Below are 13,443 nucleotides of genomic sequence, written 5' to 3'. Positions count from 1 at the left end.
AATTAATTATCTAATAAGATACTGTCTCCTCTGTCGACTACAACTGTGTATCCTATTTTTTTCATGCTTTTTCTTAAATGTTCCAAACTTTCCGCAGCTTCATCACCTGTATTTGCCTTACCATCATAAAGCATATATTTATTTCTAACTTCTTTTGGAGATAAATTCGGCATTACAACATTTGCTCCCGCTAAAATTCCTTTTTCTCTTCCTTGTTTATCTATTGTTGCAAGAGCTGTGGTAGCAGGAAGCAGAACATAAGGCAGCATAAGCCTTATTATCCCAAGTAAATATAAAGTCATTTTAAAACTTCCGTTATTCTTATCTTTAAACGGTGTATCTTTATGAGCAATAAAAGGACCTATTCCAACCATATGAGGATTAAGATCTTTTAAAAATAACAAATCATCTGCTAAATTTTCACTGGTTTGGTATGGAGAACCAACCATAATTCCGCTTCCAACTTGATAGCCTATTTCTTTTAAATCAAACAAACATTTTTTTCTGTTTTCAAGTAACAATCCACTTGGATGTAGTTTCATATAATGTTCTTCATTTGCAGTTTCATGTCTTAACAAATATCTGTTTGCTCCTGCATCAAAATACTTTTTATAACTTTCATAACTTTTTTCACCAATTGATAAAGTTATGGCGCAATCATTATATTTTTCTCTTAATGTAGAAATAATATCAACCATTCTTTCATCTGTAAAATATGGGTCTTCCCCACCTTGCAAAACAAATGTCCTAAATCCTAATTTATAGCCCTCTTTTGCACAAAGAAGAATATCTTCTTTTGAAAGCCTATAACGCATTGCATTCTTATTTGAACATCTTATTCCACAATAATAACAATCATTTTTACAATAATTTGTAAATTCTATAAGACCTCTTATGTATATGTCTTTTTTATAATATTCTTCTCTTCTTTTTCTTGAAAGTTCAAAAAGATATTTACTGTTTTCATCGTTCATATTATCAAGTAAAAATATAAATTCATCTCTTGATAAAATTTTGTCATTATACAACTTATTTATTATATCTTTCAATAATACCTCCAATAAAAAATCCCATACCTAAAGCATGGGATTAAATACAAAATAAAACATATAAAAAAAATATTTATTTTCTTTACCCTTAGAAAAAAACTTTAGGTTTAGATATTATATAAAGCTTATCATCAGATTTATTCTTTTGACTTACATAGTGATTATACCATTTTATATTTTTGATTACAACTTAAAATCTAATCATAAATATGGTAAAATAAGAAAAAAATAATAAGGAATATAAAATGAACAAACAAGAAATATACGAATATTTGGATAAGTTAAACATTAAATATGAAAAATACGAACACAAAAGAGCTTATACAATAGATGAAATAAACGAACTTTCAATCCCAAATAAAGAAAAAATTGCAAAAAATCTTTTCTTAAGAGATGATAAAAAGCTTAATTATTATTTAGTTACACTTCCTCCAAATCAAAAAGCTGACTTAAAAAAATTAAGAAAGGAAATAGGAAGCAGAAGACTTAGTTTTGCAATGGGTAATGATGTAGAAGAAATTCTTAACGTATCTAAAGGAAGTGTTACGCCTCTTGCTGTTATAAATGACAAAGAAAATAAAGTAATATCTGTTTTTAGCAAAGACTTAAAAAACGAAATTGTAGGTATTCATCCAATGGAAAATTCTGCAAGTATTTTTTTATCTTTTGAAGATATAATAAAAGCAATAGAAAAATATCAAAATAGAATTATAATATGCAATATTGAAAAATAAAAAAGAAGTACAAAAGTACTTCTTTTTTATTCTTCATTTTCATCTTTTTCTATAAATGTTATTTTCCCGTCTTTTATTTCGGCTATATCTCTGCCTTCAATTATATGTTCTAATTTTTTATCTTCTTTAACATTAATATTTAAAATAGGAATTTCCATAATACTTTCAACATCATATTTCTTTCTTGCCAAATAAAAAAATAATTGACCGACAAAAAAACATATGAGAGCATAAAAAATTAAAATAAACAATAAAATAGGATGTGTATCATTAAATATTATATTTTTCAAAGCAAAAATTATTGAAATGAATATACCTGCTGCTTCAAATGAAAATCCAATTCCAAGAATTAAACTTATCATACTCTCCTCCTTATATAAATGACATTATATCATAAAAAATGACAATGAATATATTTTATACAAAAAAATAAAAAAATACTTTACAAAAAGGTAATTACCTGTTATTATAAAATTACAAAAGATAATGATGTTTATTTCTCGGAGGTTTAAAATGAAAAAAGATTTTGATTTCACAAATATTAACAGAATGGTGGATGTTAGTACAGTTAGAACAGATATAGTAATGGATGAAGTTGATGAAATGATCGATACTGTTATAAAATACAATTGTATATGCGCTTCTCCAATGCCATGGGTTACAAAGTACACGGTTGATAAATTAAAAGATTACCCTGATATTGTTACAACAGGGGTTGTAAGTTTCCCAAGCGGTGCTGCAACAACTACAAATAAAATAATAGAAGCAAAAGAAAATATTAAAATGGGATGTCAAGAATTAGACATGGTAAGTAACGTAAGTGCTTTAAAATCAGGTAAATATGATTACTTTGTTGATGATATTAAAGCTGTTGTTGATGCTGCTGACGGTGTACCTGTAAAAGCAATCATCGAAATTTGTTACTTAACAGATGATGAAATCAGAAAAGCAAGTGAACTTGCCGTAAAAGCCGGAGTTACATATGTTAAAACAGGAACTGGCTGGGGACCAAAACCAACAACAGTTGATACAATAAAAATCATTAAAGAAACAATCGGTGATGATGCATTAATCAAAGCTGCAGGCGGAGTAAAAGATTTAGATACAGTAATAAAAATGATTGAAGCTGGATGTAATAGATTTGGTCTTGGTGTTAGAACAGCAGGAACAATTTTAGAAGATGCTAAAAATAGATTTGGCGAATAAAAAACTTAATAGAATAAGTTAAGAAAAAAATTTGTAAATAATATTTTAACCTTATACTTTATACCCTACCCATAAAAATTAAAACAACTTTATATAAAAAGACATCCAAGGTGATGTCTTTTTTAATTCATTATATTTAATTTAGTACAAACATTATTAAATAAAATATTTAATACATAAAAACACGAGGATAAAATCCTCATGTTTTGTTTATTTATTTTATAATGAATATTTTATATAAATATTTATATTAACCCTTTAAGTCAAAGATACCATGTTTTTCTTCAACATATAAACCAAATGCATCAAGAGCTTTCTTAAGTTCTGGATATTGTTTTACAGTTTCTTCATCATCTAAGTGACCACCATTCATTACGATATCAATACCTTGTCTGAATGCTTTACCACCGGCAACTGATCCGTCTGGATGTCCGATAACAGCTCCACCAGCTGCAATTACTACATCTGTACCAAATTTTGTCATAACTTCTTCAATGTGACCTTGAGTTGTTCCACCACCAGGCATTGGGAATGAACGTTTAATGTTATGAAGTGGTGCCAAATGAGTCATACAAATTTGTTGGAATTTATCTTCGATCATTGGGAATTTTCCATAAGGACTAAGTACGATACCCATATCAAAACCAGCAAGTCTTGGAAGTTTAGCTTGAATTAATTCAGCTGATAAACCATAATCATGAGATACATATAATGAACCTGTTAAGTCAGGATGGAATAAGAATGGAACATCAAATTCTTTAATGATTTCTCTACAAGCATCAAGTCCTAAAGTCCAGCAGTTAAGCATTAATCCGTTAGCACCTGCTTTAATTGCTTTTTCAGCATTTCTCTTAGCTTGATCAGGTGTATCTGTAATATTAAATGTATAGATTGTTTTTTCACCTTTTTCATCATCAGCTCTCTTTAGAGCATCCATTACAGCACTAACTCTGTCTTCGATCTTTGAGTAGCCTGCATTTGCAATAAGTTCATCATCTTTGATTAAGTCAACACCGCCAAGAGCAACTTCATAAGCGATTTTTGCTGTTGTTTCAGGAGTAAGTCCACAGCAAGGTTTAATCATATTATTTACAAGTGGTCTTTCTTTTACTCCAAGTAATTCTCTAACGCCTTCTACCCCATATTTTGGTCCTTCAAATGATTCTAACCAGCATTTTGGGAATGATAAATCTAAAAGTTTAAGTTTACCGCCACCTGAGATATTACCAACGGCAGCTGTAAGTAACATTGCAAATTGAACTGAGAAGTTTGCAATTGGGAAACCTATTTGAATAATCCATGCTCTTTCTTTAACATCATCAGGAATGCACCAAGCATGATTGGGAACTTCATAAATACCACATACTCTGGCAACATGTTTTCTTCTTACCTCAGGTGTTTCTTCAGGTACAGGTAACCATGTTCCTGTTGATTGTTCCACTGCTAAAGCAAAGGATTGTTTTAATGCGTTTGTTGTAGTTTTTCCTTGATAAGCATATGTAGCGATAATAAAGTTATCTCTATCGATGTTATCTGATAATTCGAACATTGTTGGATCGTAAGTCATTTTTACTTTTGACATAATTTTTATCCTCCTAAATCTTTCTATGTCTATAGTATATTATTGGTTTTTAAATCTTTCAATACAGAAAATTTTTGCGTTAGAATGAAATTTTTTGCACTAACAATAATCATTTTCTGTTTATCATTCTTGAATTATCTTATTTAATATTTATAATTATATTAGAACATAAAATAAGGAGAATATATGGATCCACAAATTTACAGACAATCTACATCTCTAATGATGAAGACTACATTTTTATATTATGAAAAAGGACTTTCACAAAGTAAAATATCAAAAAAACTGAACATATCAATTTCCACAGTATCCCGACTTTTAAATAACGCAAAAAAGGAAAAAATGGTATCTTTTGTTGTGGACGAAAAGGTATTGGAAGTTGCTGATTTGGAAGAAATTATAAAAGAAAAGTTTAATTTAAAAGATGTAATTATTGCAAGATGGATGGAAAAAAGATTTACTCCCGAAAAAGATGACATAAAAAAACTTGTTGCATTTGAAGGGGCTCAATACATTCAAAGAATTATAAAAGATAATGATATTTTAGGTATAACATTTGGAAGAACAATGTATCATATGATAAATTCTTTTAATCCATGTAAAAAAACTGATACTCAGTTTGTTACATTACACGGAAGTTTAGATAAAATACATAGAGATTTCAATGTCGATACCCTAACAGAAAGAATGGCAATGTCTTTTGGAGGTAAAAACTACACAATAAAAGCACCGGGACACGCTAACACAGAATACGAAGCCAAAATGCTTATAAATAGAATGAATAATCGTGAAGTATTTGAGAAATTTAAAAATGTAAATATTGTTGTATCTGGGGTAGGTTCTTTTTACCCTGACATGACATCGTATTTATGTAATGAAAATTATTTTTCACAAAAACAACTTGAAGAATTAAAAGAACAAAAAGTTTATGCTGATGTTGGTCTTCGCCTTATAAACGAACAAGGTGAAGAATGCAATACATCTCTAAAAAACAGAACAATAGGAATATCTTATGAAGATTTTAAAAATATTCCAACAAAAATTATTATTGTAAGCGGAGAACATAAAAAATATAGTGTTAAGGCCGCCGTTAAAGGTGGACTTGCCGATGTATTAATAATTGATTATGATTTAGCAAAAAGTTTAATTAATATTTAAAAAAGACTGCCAAGCAGTCTTTTTTATTTAAACATTTTTACTATTTCATTCATATGTGCGTTTGCTTCCTTATATCCAAGTTCATAAACTTGTTTTATATAATTTTCATCCATTTTTAATTTTGTATCTTCCAAATAAGGATTTAAAATCAAATCAGACGCTTGAATACCTGGGATAAGACTTCTATCTGCCATAATATCAATAGTTGAAAAAATTATATCAAAATATTTTGTACTGTCTGTCCCTATTTTTGAATAAGCCTTTAAATTGATGCTCAAAACTTTATCTGCACCTTTATCTTTCAAAATATCAGCTGGCATGTTATCTAATACAAGACCATCAACCAAATGATATTCATTTGTAATTACTGGAGTAAAAACTCCTGGAATTGCACTACTTGCCCTTACAGCTGTTGCTAGTCTTCCTTTATCCATAACAATAAGTTTTCCGCTTTTCAAATCAACACTTACAGCATAAAAAGGAATTTTTGTTTCATTAAATAATTTATCTCCGGCAATACCCATAAAAAATTTCTCTATATTTTCAGAATCAATGGCAGGAGAAAAATTTATACCCTTAAATGAATTTAAAAACTCTTTTGGAGATGCAAAACTCAACTTGCTTCTAATACTTTTATAATTAATTATATCCCTTACTTCCATACTTAAAGAATAATCAAGCATTTCGTCGGCACTTATTCCAAGAGAATATAAAGCTCCTACTATACTTCCGGCACTATTTCCACTTGCCATATCAAACTTTATTCCATTTTCTTCCAATGCTTTAATTACACCTATATGAGCAAAACCTTTTACTCCTCCACCACTAAAACATATACCTTTTTTCTTCTTTTTTATAAAGCTAAACATGATCTATTCACCTCTAGTTATATTATACTAAATTATTTTTATTAGTAAACAAATCCCTTGACACTTAATAATAATTTAATTAAAATATAATATTGTAAATGGGCTATTATAACTCAGCTGGTAGAGTAACTCATTCGTAATGAGTAGGTCGTCGGTTCGAGTCCGACTAATAGCTCCATTTTTTTATTAAATTTTTTTTATTCTTTCTTTTAATAAAGGAAATACTGTTTTCACCCAAAAATGTCCACATATACATCCTGAACTCATTCCTCCAAAAGAAAATGCCTCGCAGATACCCATACTTTTCTCAGTTAAGTTTATACCAGTTAATCTAAAGTGTTCTTCTCTGATTATTTCTTCCAACATATTATATTCAAATGGAAATTCATAATCTGCAAATTTATCTTTTAAATAATTCCAAAAATACAAATCCCCTCTAAAACCAAAAGTTTCAGGTGTTTCTTTAAATATAATCGAAAGTTTTCCATGATTTTCTCTCTTTTTATTATAAAATTCCATACTGCTTTCCCTTTACTTTCCAATCTTGTTTATATTATACTATTTATATAAAAAAACATCTATAATATCATTTATATTAAAAATTTCGTTTTGGAGAAAAATAATATGGATATAATTTGTTTTGGAGACAGTTTAACAAATGGTGAAATAGGTTATTCATATAGAAGTTATTTAGATAGAAATCACAAAACAATCAATAAAGGTATTGATGGTGATACAACAGAAGGAATGTATTTAAGATTAAAAAATTTCTTACAAAAAGAAAATATATATGAATACTACATAATTTTTATAGGAATAAATGATGTTTTATTTTCTTTTAGTAATGAACAACAATTTGCATCAATATACGAAAAAATAGTTAAATTACTAAAAGAAAATAACAAAAAAGTTATATTTATTTCACTTCCATTTGTAGAATTTTATAATTTTGATACTAAATCTATAATTGGCAGAAATAAAATTATAAGTGCATTATGTAAAAAATATAATTTTTTATTTATAAATATTTTTGATATACAATACAATGAATTTAAAAATGGAAAAAATTTAACAATAGATGGAGTTCATTTCAATGAATATTCTGCAAAACTATTGGCTAAAGAGTTAAATAAAGTAATAAAAGACCTATAATATAGGTCTTTTATTTATTTAATATTAATTTAACATAATCTTTAAAAGTTCTTTTTCTTCTTGGTTTAGTAAACCATTGTTTTAATATTTTTTTTACATTATATTTTTGAAGTATAACATTTATTTCACCACCAAGAAAGATAATATACATACAAAAATACAACCATAGCATAAATAAAATAACAGCACTAAGAGAACCATATATAAGAGAATTAACTCCTACCCTTGTTATATACAAAGAATATAATACTGAAAAAACAATCCATCCCGCAGCAGAAAATATAGCTCCCGGAATTTCTTCTCTTATTTTAAATTTTCTCTTTGGTAAAAAGCAAAACATTATTAAAAATATAATACTTAATAGTAAAAGTCCACCAAAATAACTATAATTTATATGAATTGAACTTATAAAAAATAATTTGCTTTCAAGAAATTTAACTATATTTATTCCAAATATCAATAAAATAATAATTGATAAAATTATCAAACCAAAACATATAGTATAAATTAAAGATACACCTCTTATATGAATATAATTTCTATCATCATCAGTTTTATATATCATATTAAGCCCTTTTGATATTGCATAAATCCCTTTTGATGCAGACCAAATAAGAGTTATAAAGGTAATAAATAAAACCGTTCCGGAATAATTTATATAAAGACCTTTAAATAAACTCGTTATAAAACTTGATAAAGCCTGCGGAAATATATGCACCGATATACTTATAAGTTCCGCTTGAGAAAAAGGCAAATACTGAACCAGTAAAACAATAATCATTATCAAAGGAACAAAAGAAAACATCATAAAAAAGGCTGTCTGCGCAGCGAAAGTATAAATAAGATCATCACTTAATTTTTGTATAAAGCCTTTAATATCTTTTATTACCTGATAAAGATTCATCTTATCCTCCTACTCATATTTTATACCATAAAAGGATATCTATAAACATCAAATAAATTTATTTTTATAATTTTGGATATAGTAAACCTTTTTTACCTTGTTTTTGTCTTTTAGACATATTATCTTTTGAATATAATTCAAAAAACATATCTTCATCTGTTTTGATTTCTTCTTCCATATTTTCAATTAAGTATACAGGTATATTCTTTATTTCATTTTTTATTTTGTTTATTATTTCATTTATATTTTCTGAACAAGTAAATATATTATCATAATAATTTAAAATAATATCTTTTATTTCCTTGTAATCATACATTTTATGACTTTTAATAAGTTACCTTAATAAAATATAACCTATTATTTCTATTCTTCTATCAACATATGCCTTCCTTGGCATATCTAAATTATAATAATTTATATTAAATCTATTAAATATAGGTTGCTCTCTCATTACAGAATAATACCAAAGCATGGAATTAAATATATATTTTTCTCTATCATTATCGAAATTACATACCTGTATATTCGTTAAAGAAGGAATAATATTAAATGGTTTTAATACATCATATGTAGCTTTTTTAGGTATATTCTTTTTTACTAATCTTGCAGCTAATTTTCTATATGATTTATGTTTTACAAAAGAATTTTCTTTTTTAAAATTAAAAACAAGTAAATCATCACATTTTTTTACAATTTCAGTATACGTATTTATGAACATATCCATATTTCTTGTTGAAATAAAAAGATATACAATAATTAATGAAGGCACAACTGTGAAAATAAAACAATAGAATGCAATAAAAAACATATACATAATATCTAACATATCAATACACCTCATTTTATATCTATAAAAATATTGTATTATAAATATAAAAATTCTTCAATAAAAAAACTCCTTTACGGAGTTTTATACGACTTGTTTATTTTCCCATTTTGAACCTCTATATCTTATTATAAAGAAAATAGATCTTACTACCCAATCAAGTATCATTGCAATCCATACACCAAAAACACCAAATCCCATATACTTACCCAAAATATAACTAAATATAATTCTGCATACCCACATTGATACAATAGAAACAATCATACAATATTTTACATCACCAGCAGCTCTTAATGCAGATGGGATATTAAAAGCAGTAGGCCAAATTATAATCGCACAACATCCATGTAAAATTAAAATTTTGCTTGCTTCCAATACAGTTATATCAGATAAATTATATGCTTTAAGTATCAAAGGTAAAATTAAAAATATAAATAATACCAATATAGCTACACAAACATAAGTTATCTTTAATAATTTTCTTGTATAATATCTTGCCTGTTTATATTCGCCTGCGCCAACACACCTTGAAATAACGGTAGTAATAGCAAGAGAAACAGCCATTCCTGATAAAATTTGGAATGAAGCAACTACATTTGCAACAGCATTTGCTGCTATTGCATAAGTACCAAATGTAGATACTAAACTTAAAACTATTATTTTACCAAGTTGAAACATACTGTTTTCAAGTCCATTTGGAACACCTATGTATAAAATACTTTTTATCATATCAAATCTTGGTTTATATTTAAAACTTCTTTTTATATATAAAGTATTATTTTTATTTAAAAGAAGAATAACAATAACCACAGCTGCAACAATTCTTGAAACTAATGTTGGTATTGCAACGCCGGCAGTTCCAAAATGAAAAATATAAATCAATATAGCATTACCGCATACATTAATTAAATTCATTAATATAGAAACTTTCATAGAAACTTTGGAATTACCCATTGAACGAAATATAGCTGCTCCAGCATTATATAATGCAATAAAAGGAATTGAAGCACTTACGATAAGCAAATATGTATTTGCATGTCCCATAACTTCTGCATCAATACTGCCAAATACTTTAGTTAAAATAAACTGTTTCAATATATACATAAAAATCATAATAAATACAGCCAATATAGTTATAAACCATACGAGCTGTGTTGATGATTCACATGCATTTTCTCTATCTCTTTTACCCAAATACTGTCCGCAAACAACAGCTCCTCCCGTTGCAAGAGCAGCAAAAATATTTATTAAAAGAAGCATTACACTATCAACTAAAGATACTCCGGATACAGCCGCTTCACCTACGCTTGCTATCATAATAGAATCCGCCATACCTACTAAAATAGCCAAAAACTGTTCTACAATAAGCGGAACAATTAAAATCATTAATGCTTTATTTGAAAATAAAAAATCCTTTGTGTCGATCTTTTTTCTGCTAAATACCATATTAAAACCCCTATGTAAATAAAATGAAAATACTAATGAAAAAATTTATAAAATATTTGTAAAATTTTGTAACCTATTATACAACTATAATACAAAATAATAAACCCTTTTTATATTGTTTATAAAAAAAAGTAAAGGTTACTTAACCTTTACTTTTTTTACAGAAGAGAATGAAGAATAAACTTTCTTTCCTCCTACAATTTTATATGCTCTAACTTTATAATAATATGTTTTTTTAGATGTTAATTTTGTTTTTGTATAACTTGTACTTTTTGTTGTTTTTGTAAGAACATATTTACCTTTACTATTTTTTGTATATATTTGATATCCGCTTGCACCTGGAACTTTATTCCATTTTATGTATGCTTTCTTCTTACCTGCAGAAACTTTAATACTCGTACTTTTTAAAACAGGCTTAACTTTTACTGTATTATATTTACTCTTTACAAGTCCATTGGAATTATTATATGCAACAACTCTGTAATAATAATATCTGTTACATGTTAGAGAAGAATTTATATAATAATTATATTTACTGCTTACTGTCTTTATAAGTTTATAATTTTTACTTTTTGCATCATATCTATAAATATAATATCCTTCAGCATTATTTACTTTATTCCATGTAAGTTTAATTGCGTTATAGTTATAACTTACGCCTTTTGCTTTTACTTCTGATAAAACTACTTTTGGCTTTTCAACAGTCGTATCATCTTTTGGTGGATCAACCGTTGTATTTCCGCCTTCTGAAGAACCACCTTCTCCATTTCCAGTATTTGTATTATCATCTTTATTCAAATACTCGTTATATTTAACTATCGTTTTATATTTTATACTATCGCCCAAATAAGCATATATCTTATCACTTCCTAGTATAAAAGACATAGAACTTGCATTTGAATAAATATTTCTGCCGACTTTATTCCATGAAGAATCTTTATAACTATACATTTTAGTAACACCATTTGAATCAACAACACCTAAATATAAATCACCATCTTTTATATCAAATGAAATACTATTTACCTTTTCTTCAAAAGTTGCTACTTTATCAGTACTCCATGATTTGCCATCTGAGCTTACAACAATATTCGTTTTATTTAATGATGTATTATAAGTACATGCATATATATTATCTTCTGAAACAACAAGCTTCTGAAAATGATTTGCATAAGAATTCACATTATAAACTTTTTCAAATCCATTATTTGTTTGTTTATAAATAATTCCTCCTTCATTTTTATTTTGAACATCAGATAACATTACGTAAAGTTCATTTTTATACACTGCCATACTTGGTGCCATTAAATATTTACAATCAGTTATTTTACCAACTGTTAAAAACTCACTTCCATTCCATTTCATAACAGTAACATTAGTATTATCCAAGTCGTATAAACAGTATAATTCTCCGTTTAAATTTATGGAATATGGAACATTTGCATAACTTCCATTTGTACTTATTCTGCTTTTTTCTATCCAATTACCATTTTTATATTTTTTTAATACAATACTCTCTTTTTTGGATGAATAATCAGCATAAAAAACATAAACTTCATTATTTAAAATAACAAGATTACCATTGTTTACATTACTGTCAACTATACCCAATGATGAATATATACCATCTTTATATTGATATACTTTATTTTTATTTAAAAAATATAAAGTATTACCTATTTGTCCAATTGATTTTGCATTATCGCTATCTGCAAAATAATTTGTATTTAAAGATATATCAGTCAAATCCGACCATACATTTTCACTTGAATAATCAGGAATTGTTATATCAAATGTAATATAATCATCGCCCTGTGATGTAACCTTAACGTGAATTCTACTGTTAACATCATTTGTATAAACAAGTGCATTATCTTTTATAGTTGCATTTTCATCACTGCTACCTATCTCACTTCTTTTTCCGTCACTCAGTGATAATACAGCATTATTTATATCTCCAACAAAATCATTTATACCTGTATCATTAGATCTAAATACATAAATATAATTTTTATTGTTAAAATTACTTTTATCACTATCACTTAACGCATCGTTTACTCTATAACAAACAAGTCCAAAATAAGGTATTTGACTGTCTACATTATTTGAATCATTTAAATTTGTTTTCTTTCTATATTCAAAAACAAAATATTCACTATCCTTTAGAGGAGTCTTAACCATAACGGCATTATCTCCTTTATTTGAATATGGAGCATAAAGTGTAACACTTTTTGTTCCGCTTCCAGAAATATCTTTTATTGTATCAAAACCTAACATTTTTCTTGTTTGTGCCAATGGATAAGACGGAGCACTGCCTACTTTAGACATTACATCATAAGGACCTACAGGAGTTTTAGTGCTGTCTTTACTATACAAATCAAGTACACCAAGAGAATGTAAAAATTCATGTACCATTGTTGGAATAAGATTACTTGCTTGAGTATTCAAAACATTGTAATTTAATATACTCTTACCTGCTATTGTAAAATTATAATTATTGTTATCTGCCTTATG

Annotated in this window: 14 protein-coding genes and 1 tRNA gene; 5 read left to right on the top strand and 10 right to left on the bottom strand. The window is 27.1% G+C overall.

The window, feature by feature from the left end:
- Positions 1-2 precede the first annotated feature (2 nt).
- Positions 3-1,049, bottom strand: coding sequence for a [FeFe] hydrogenase H-cluster radical SAM maturase HydE (gene hydE / locus ACTQYZ_RS04285; protein WP_441022969.1), 1,047 nt, complete (start codon positions 1,047-1,049; stop codon positions 3-5).
- A 245-nt stretch (positions 1,050-1,294) separates the two neighbouring features.
- Between hydE and ACTQYZ_RS04280 the strand changes: the two genes are divergently transcribed.
- The gene (locus ACTQYZ_RS04280; protein WP_441416085.1) at positions 1,295-1,783 is read left to right on the top strand and encodes a prolyl-tRNA synthetase associated domain-containing protein; all 489 of its coding nucleotides are present in this window, start codon (positions 1,295-1,297) and stop codon (positions 1,781-1,783) included.
- Between the two features lie 26 nt (positions 1,784-1,809).
- Here the strand turns inward: ACTQYZ_RS04280 and ACTQYZ_RS04275 are convergent, their stop codons facing one another.
- Positions 1,810-2,145, bottom strand: coding sequence for a hypothetical protein (locus ACTQYZ_RS04275; protein ID WP_441416084.1), 336 nt, complete (start codon positions 2,143-2,145; stop codon positions 1,810-1,812).
- A gap of 151 nt (positions 2,146-2,296) precedes the next feature.
- Here ACTQYZ_RS04275 and deoC point away from each other — a divergent pair, with 151 nt between their 5' ends.
- The gene (gene deoC, locus ACTQYZ_RS04270; protein ID WP_441416083.1) at positions 2,297-2,989 is read left to right on the top strand and encodes a deoxyribose-phosphate aldolase; all 693 of its coding nucleotides are present in this window, start codon (positions 2,297-2,299) and stop codon (positions 2,987-2,989) included.
- Between the two features lie 250 nt (positions 2,990-3,239).
- Here deoC and ACTQYZ_RS04265 read toward each other — a convergent pair whose 3' ends face one another.
- Entirely contained in the window at positions 3,240-4,571 is a 1,332-nt protein-coding gene (locus ACTQYZ_RS04265) for a RuBisCO large subunit C-terminal-like domain-containing protein (RefSeq protein ID WP_441022961.1), read from the bottom strand.
- A gap of 186 nt (positions 4,572-4,757) precedes the next feature.
- Between ACTQYZ_RS04265 and ACTQYZ_RS04260 the strand changes: the two genes are divergently transcribed.
- Positions 4,758-5,729 (top strand): sugar-binding transcriptional regulator, encoded by a 972-nt coding sequence (locus ACTQYZ_RS04260; RefSeq protein ID WP_441022959.1) that lies wholly within the window; start codon positions 4,758-4,760, stop codon positions 5,727-5,729.
- Positions 5,730-5,752: 23 nt separating this feature from the next.
- Here the strand turns inward: ACTQYZ_RS04260 and ACTQYZ_RS04255 are convergent, their stop codons facing one another.
- Positions 5,753-6,598 carry a patatin-like phospholipase family protein gene (locus ACTQYZ_RS04255; protein WP_441022957.1) on the bottom strand — a complete coding sequence of 282 codons (846 nt, stop codon included), beginning with the start codon at positions 6,596-6,598 and terminating at the stop codon, positions 5,753-5,755.
- A 102-nt stretch (positions 6,599-6,700) separates the two neighbouring features.
- On the opposite strand from ACTQYZ_RS04255, the gene ACTQYZ_RS04250 reads away from it, so the two are divergent.
- Positions 6,701-6,776 (top strand) — tRNA-Thr (locus tag ACTQYZ_RS04250).
- Positions 6,777-6,784: 8 nt separating this feature from the next.
- Here the strand turns inward: ACTQYZ_RS04250 and ACTQYZ_RS04245 are convergent.
- Positions 6,785-7,117 carry a hypothetical protein gene (locus tag ACTQYZ_RS04245; protein ID WP_441416082.1) on the bottom strand — a complete coding sequence of 111 codons (333 nt, stop codon included), beginning with the start codon at positions 7,115-7,117 and terminating at the stop codon, positions 6,785-6,787.
- Between the two features lie 105 nt (positions 7,118-7,222).
- Here ACTQYZ_RS04245 and ACTQYZ_RS04240 point away from each other — a divergent pair, with 105 nt between their 5' ends.
- Positions 7,223-7,750 carry an SGNH/GDSL hydrolase family protein gene (locus tag ACTQYZ_RS04240; RefSeq protein ID WP_441022953.1) on the top strand — a complete coding sequence of 176 codons (528 nt, stop codon included), beginning with the start codon at positions 7,223-7,225 and terminating at the stop codon, positions 7,748-7,750.
- A 10-nt stretch (positions 7,751-7,760) separates the two neighbouring features.
- Here ACTQYZ_RS04240 and ACTQYZ_RS04235 read toward each other — a convergent pair whose 3' ends face one another.
- The 5 genes from ACTQYZ_RS04235 to ACTQYZ_RS04215 form a co-directional block, all read right to left on the bottom strand.
- A complete protein-coding gene (locus ACTQYZ_RS04235) occupies positions 7,761-8,654 on the bottom strand; it encodes a YihY/virulence factor BrkB family protein (protein ID WP_441416081.1) in 894 nt (297 codons plus the stop codon).
- A gap of 64 nt (positions 8,655-8,718) precedes the next feature.
- Positions 8,719-8,970 carry a hypothetical protein gene (locus ACTQYZ_RS04230; protein ID WP_441416080.1) on the bottom strand — a complete coding sequence of 84 codons (252 nt, stop codon included), beginning with the start codon at positions 8,968-8,970 and terminating at the stop codon, positions 8,719-8,721.
- Positions 8,971-8,988: 18 nt separating this feature from the next.
- A complete protein-coding gene (locus tag ACTQYZ_RS04225; RefSeq protein WP_441416079.1) occupies positions 8,989-9,480 on the bottom strand; it encodes a hypothetical protein in 492 nt (163 codons plus the stop codon).
- An 84-nt stretch (positions 9,481-9,564) separates the two neighbouring features.
- Positions 9,565-10,929, bottom strand: coding sequence for an MATE family efflux transporter (locus ACTQYZ_RS04220; RefSeq protein ID WP_441416078.1), 1,365 nt, complete (start codon positions 10,927-10,929; stop codon positions 9,565-9,567).
- 138 nt (positions 10,930-11,067) lie between these two features.
- Positions 11,068-13,377, bottom strand: a complete 2,310-nt coding sequence (locus ACTQYZ_RS04215) for a hypothetical protein (protein WP_441416077.1) — start codon at positions 13,375-13,377, stop codon at positions 11,068-11,070.
- Positions 13,378-13,443: the final 66 nt, after the last annotated feature.

Source organism: Anaerofustis sp. LCP19S3_F7 (assembly GCF_052119445.1).
GTDB lineage: Bacteria > Bacillota > Clostridia > Eubacteriales > Anaerofustaceae > Anaerofustis > Anaerofustis butyriciformans.
This window is presented reverse-complemented; position numbering and strand designations above follow the sequence as displayed.

Excerpts from the sequence above, each read along its gene's own strand:
- ACTQYZ_RS04280 (WP_441416085.1), top strand. The coding sequence starts at position 1,295 with ATGAACAAACAAGAAATATACGAATATTTGGATAAGTTAAACATTAAA.
- ACTQYZ_RS04275 (WP_441416084.1), bottom strand. The coding sequence starts at position 2,145 with ATGATAAGTTTAATTCTTGGAATTGGATTTTCATTTGAAGCAGCAGGT.
- deoC (WP_441416083.1), top strand. The coding sequence starts at position 2,297 with ATGAAAAAAGATTTTGATTTCACAAATATTAACAGAATGGTGGATGTT.
- ACTQYZ_RS04265 (WP_441022961.1), bottom strand. The coding sequence starts at position 4,571 with ATGTCAAAAGTAAAAATGACTTACGATCCAACAATGTTCGAATTATCA.
- ACTQYZ_RS04260 (WP_441022959.1), top strand. The coding sequence starts at position 4,758 with ATGGATCCACAAATTTACAGACAATCTACATCTCTAATGATGAAGACT.
- ACTQYZ_RS04255 (WP_441022957.1), bottom strand. The coding sequence starts at position 6,598 with ATGTTTAGCTTTATAAAAAAGAAGAAAAAAGGTATATGTTTTAGTGGT.
- ACTQYZ_RS04245 (WP_441416082.1), bottom strand. The coding sequence starts at position 7,117 with ATGGAATTTTATAATAAAAAGAGAGAAAATCATGGAAAACTTTCGATT.
- ACTQYZ_RS04240 (WP_441022953.1), top strand. The coding sequence starts at position 7,223 with ATGGATATAATTTGTTTTGGAGACAGTTTAACAAATGGTGAAATAGGT.
- ACTQYZ_RS04235 (WP_441416081.1), bottom strand. The coding sequence starts at position 8,654 with ATGAATCTTTATCAGGTAATAAAAGATATTAAAGGCTTTATACAAAAA.
- ACTQYZ_RS04230 (WP_441416080.1), bottom strand. The coding sequence starts at position 8,970 with ATGTATGATTACAAGGAAATAAAAGATATTATTTTAAATTATTATGAT.
- ACTQYZ_RS04225 (WP_441416079.1), bottom strand. The coding sequence starts at position 9,480 with ATGTTAGATATTATGTATATGTTTTTTATTGCATTCTATTGTTTTATT.
- ACTQYZ_RS04220 (WP_441416078.1), bottom strand. The coding sequence starts at position 10,929 with ATGGTATTTAGCAGAAAAAAGATCGACACAAAGGATTTTTTATTTTCA.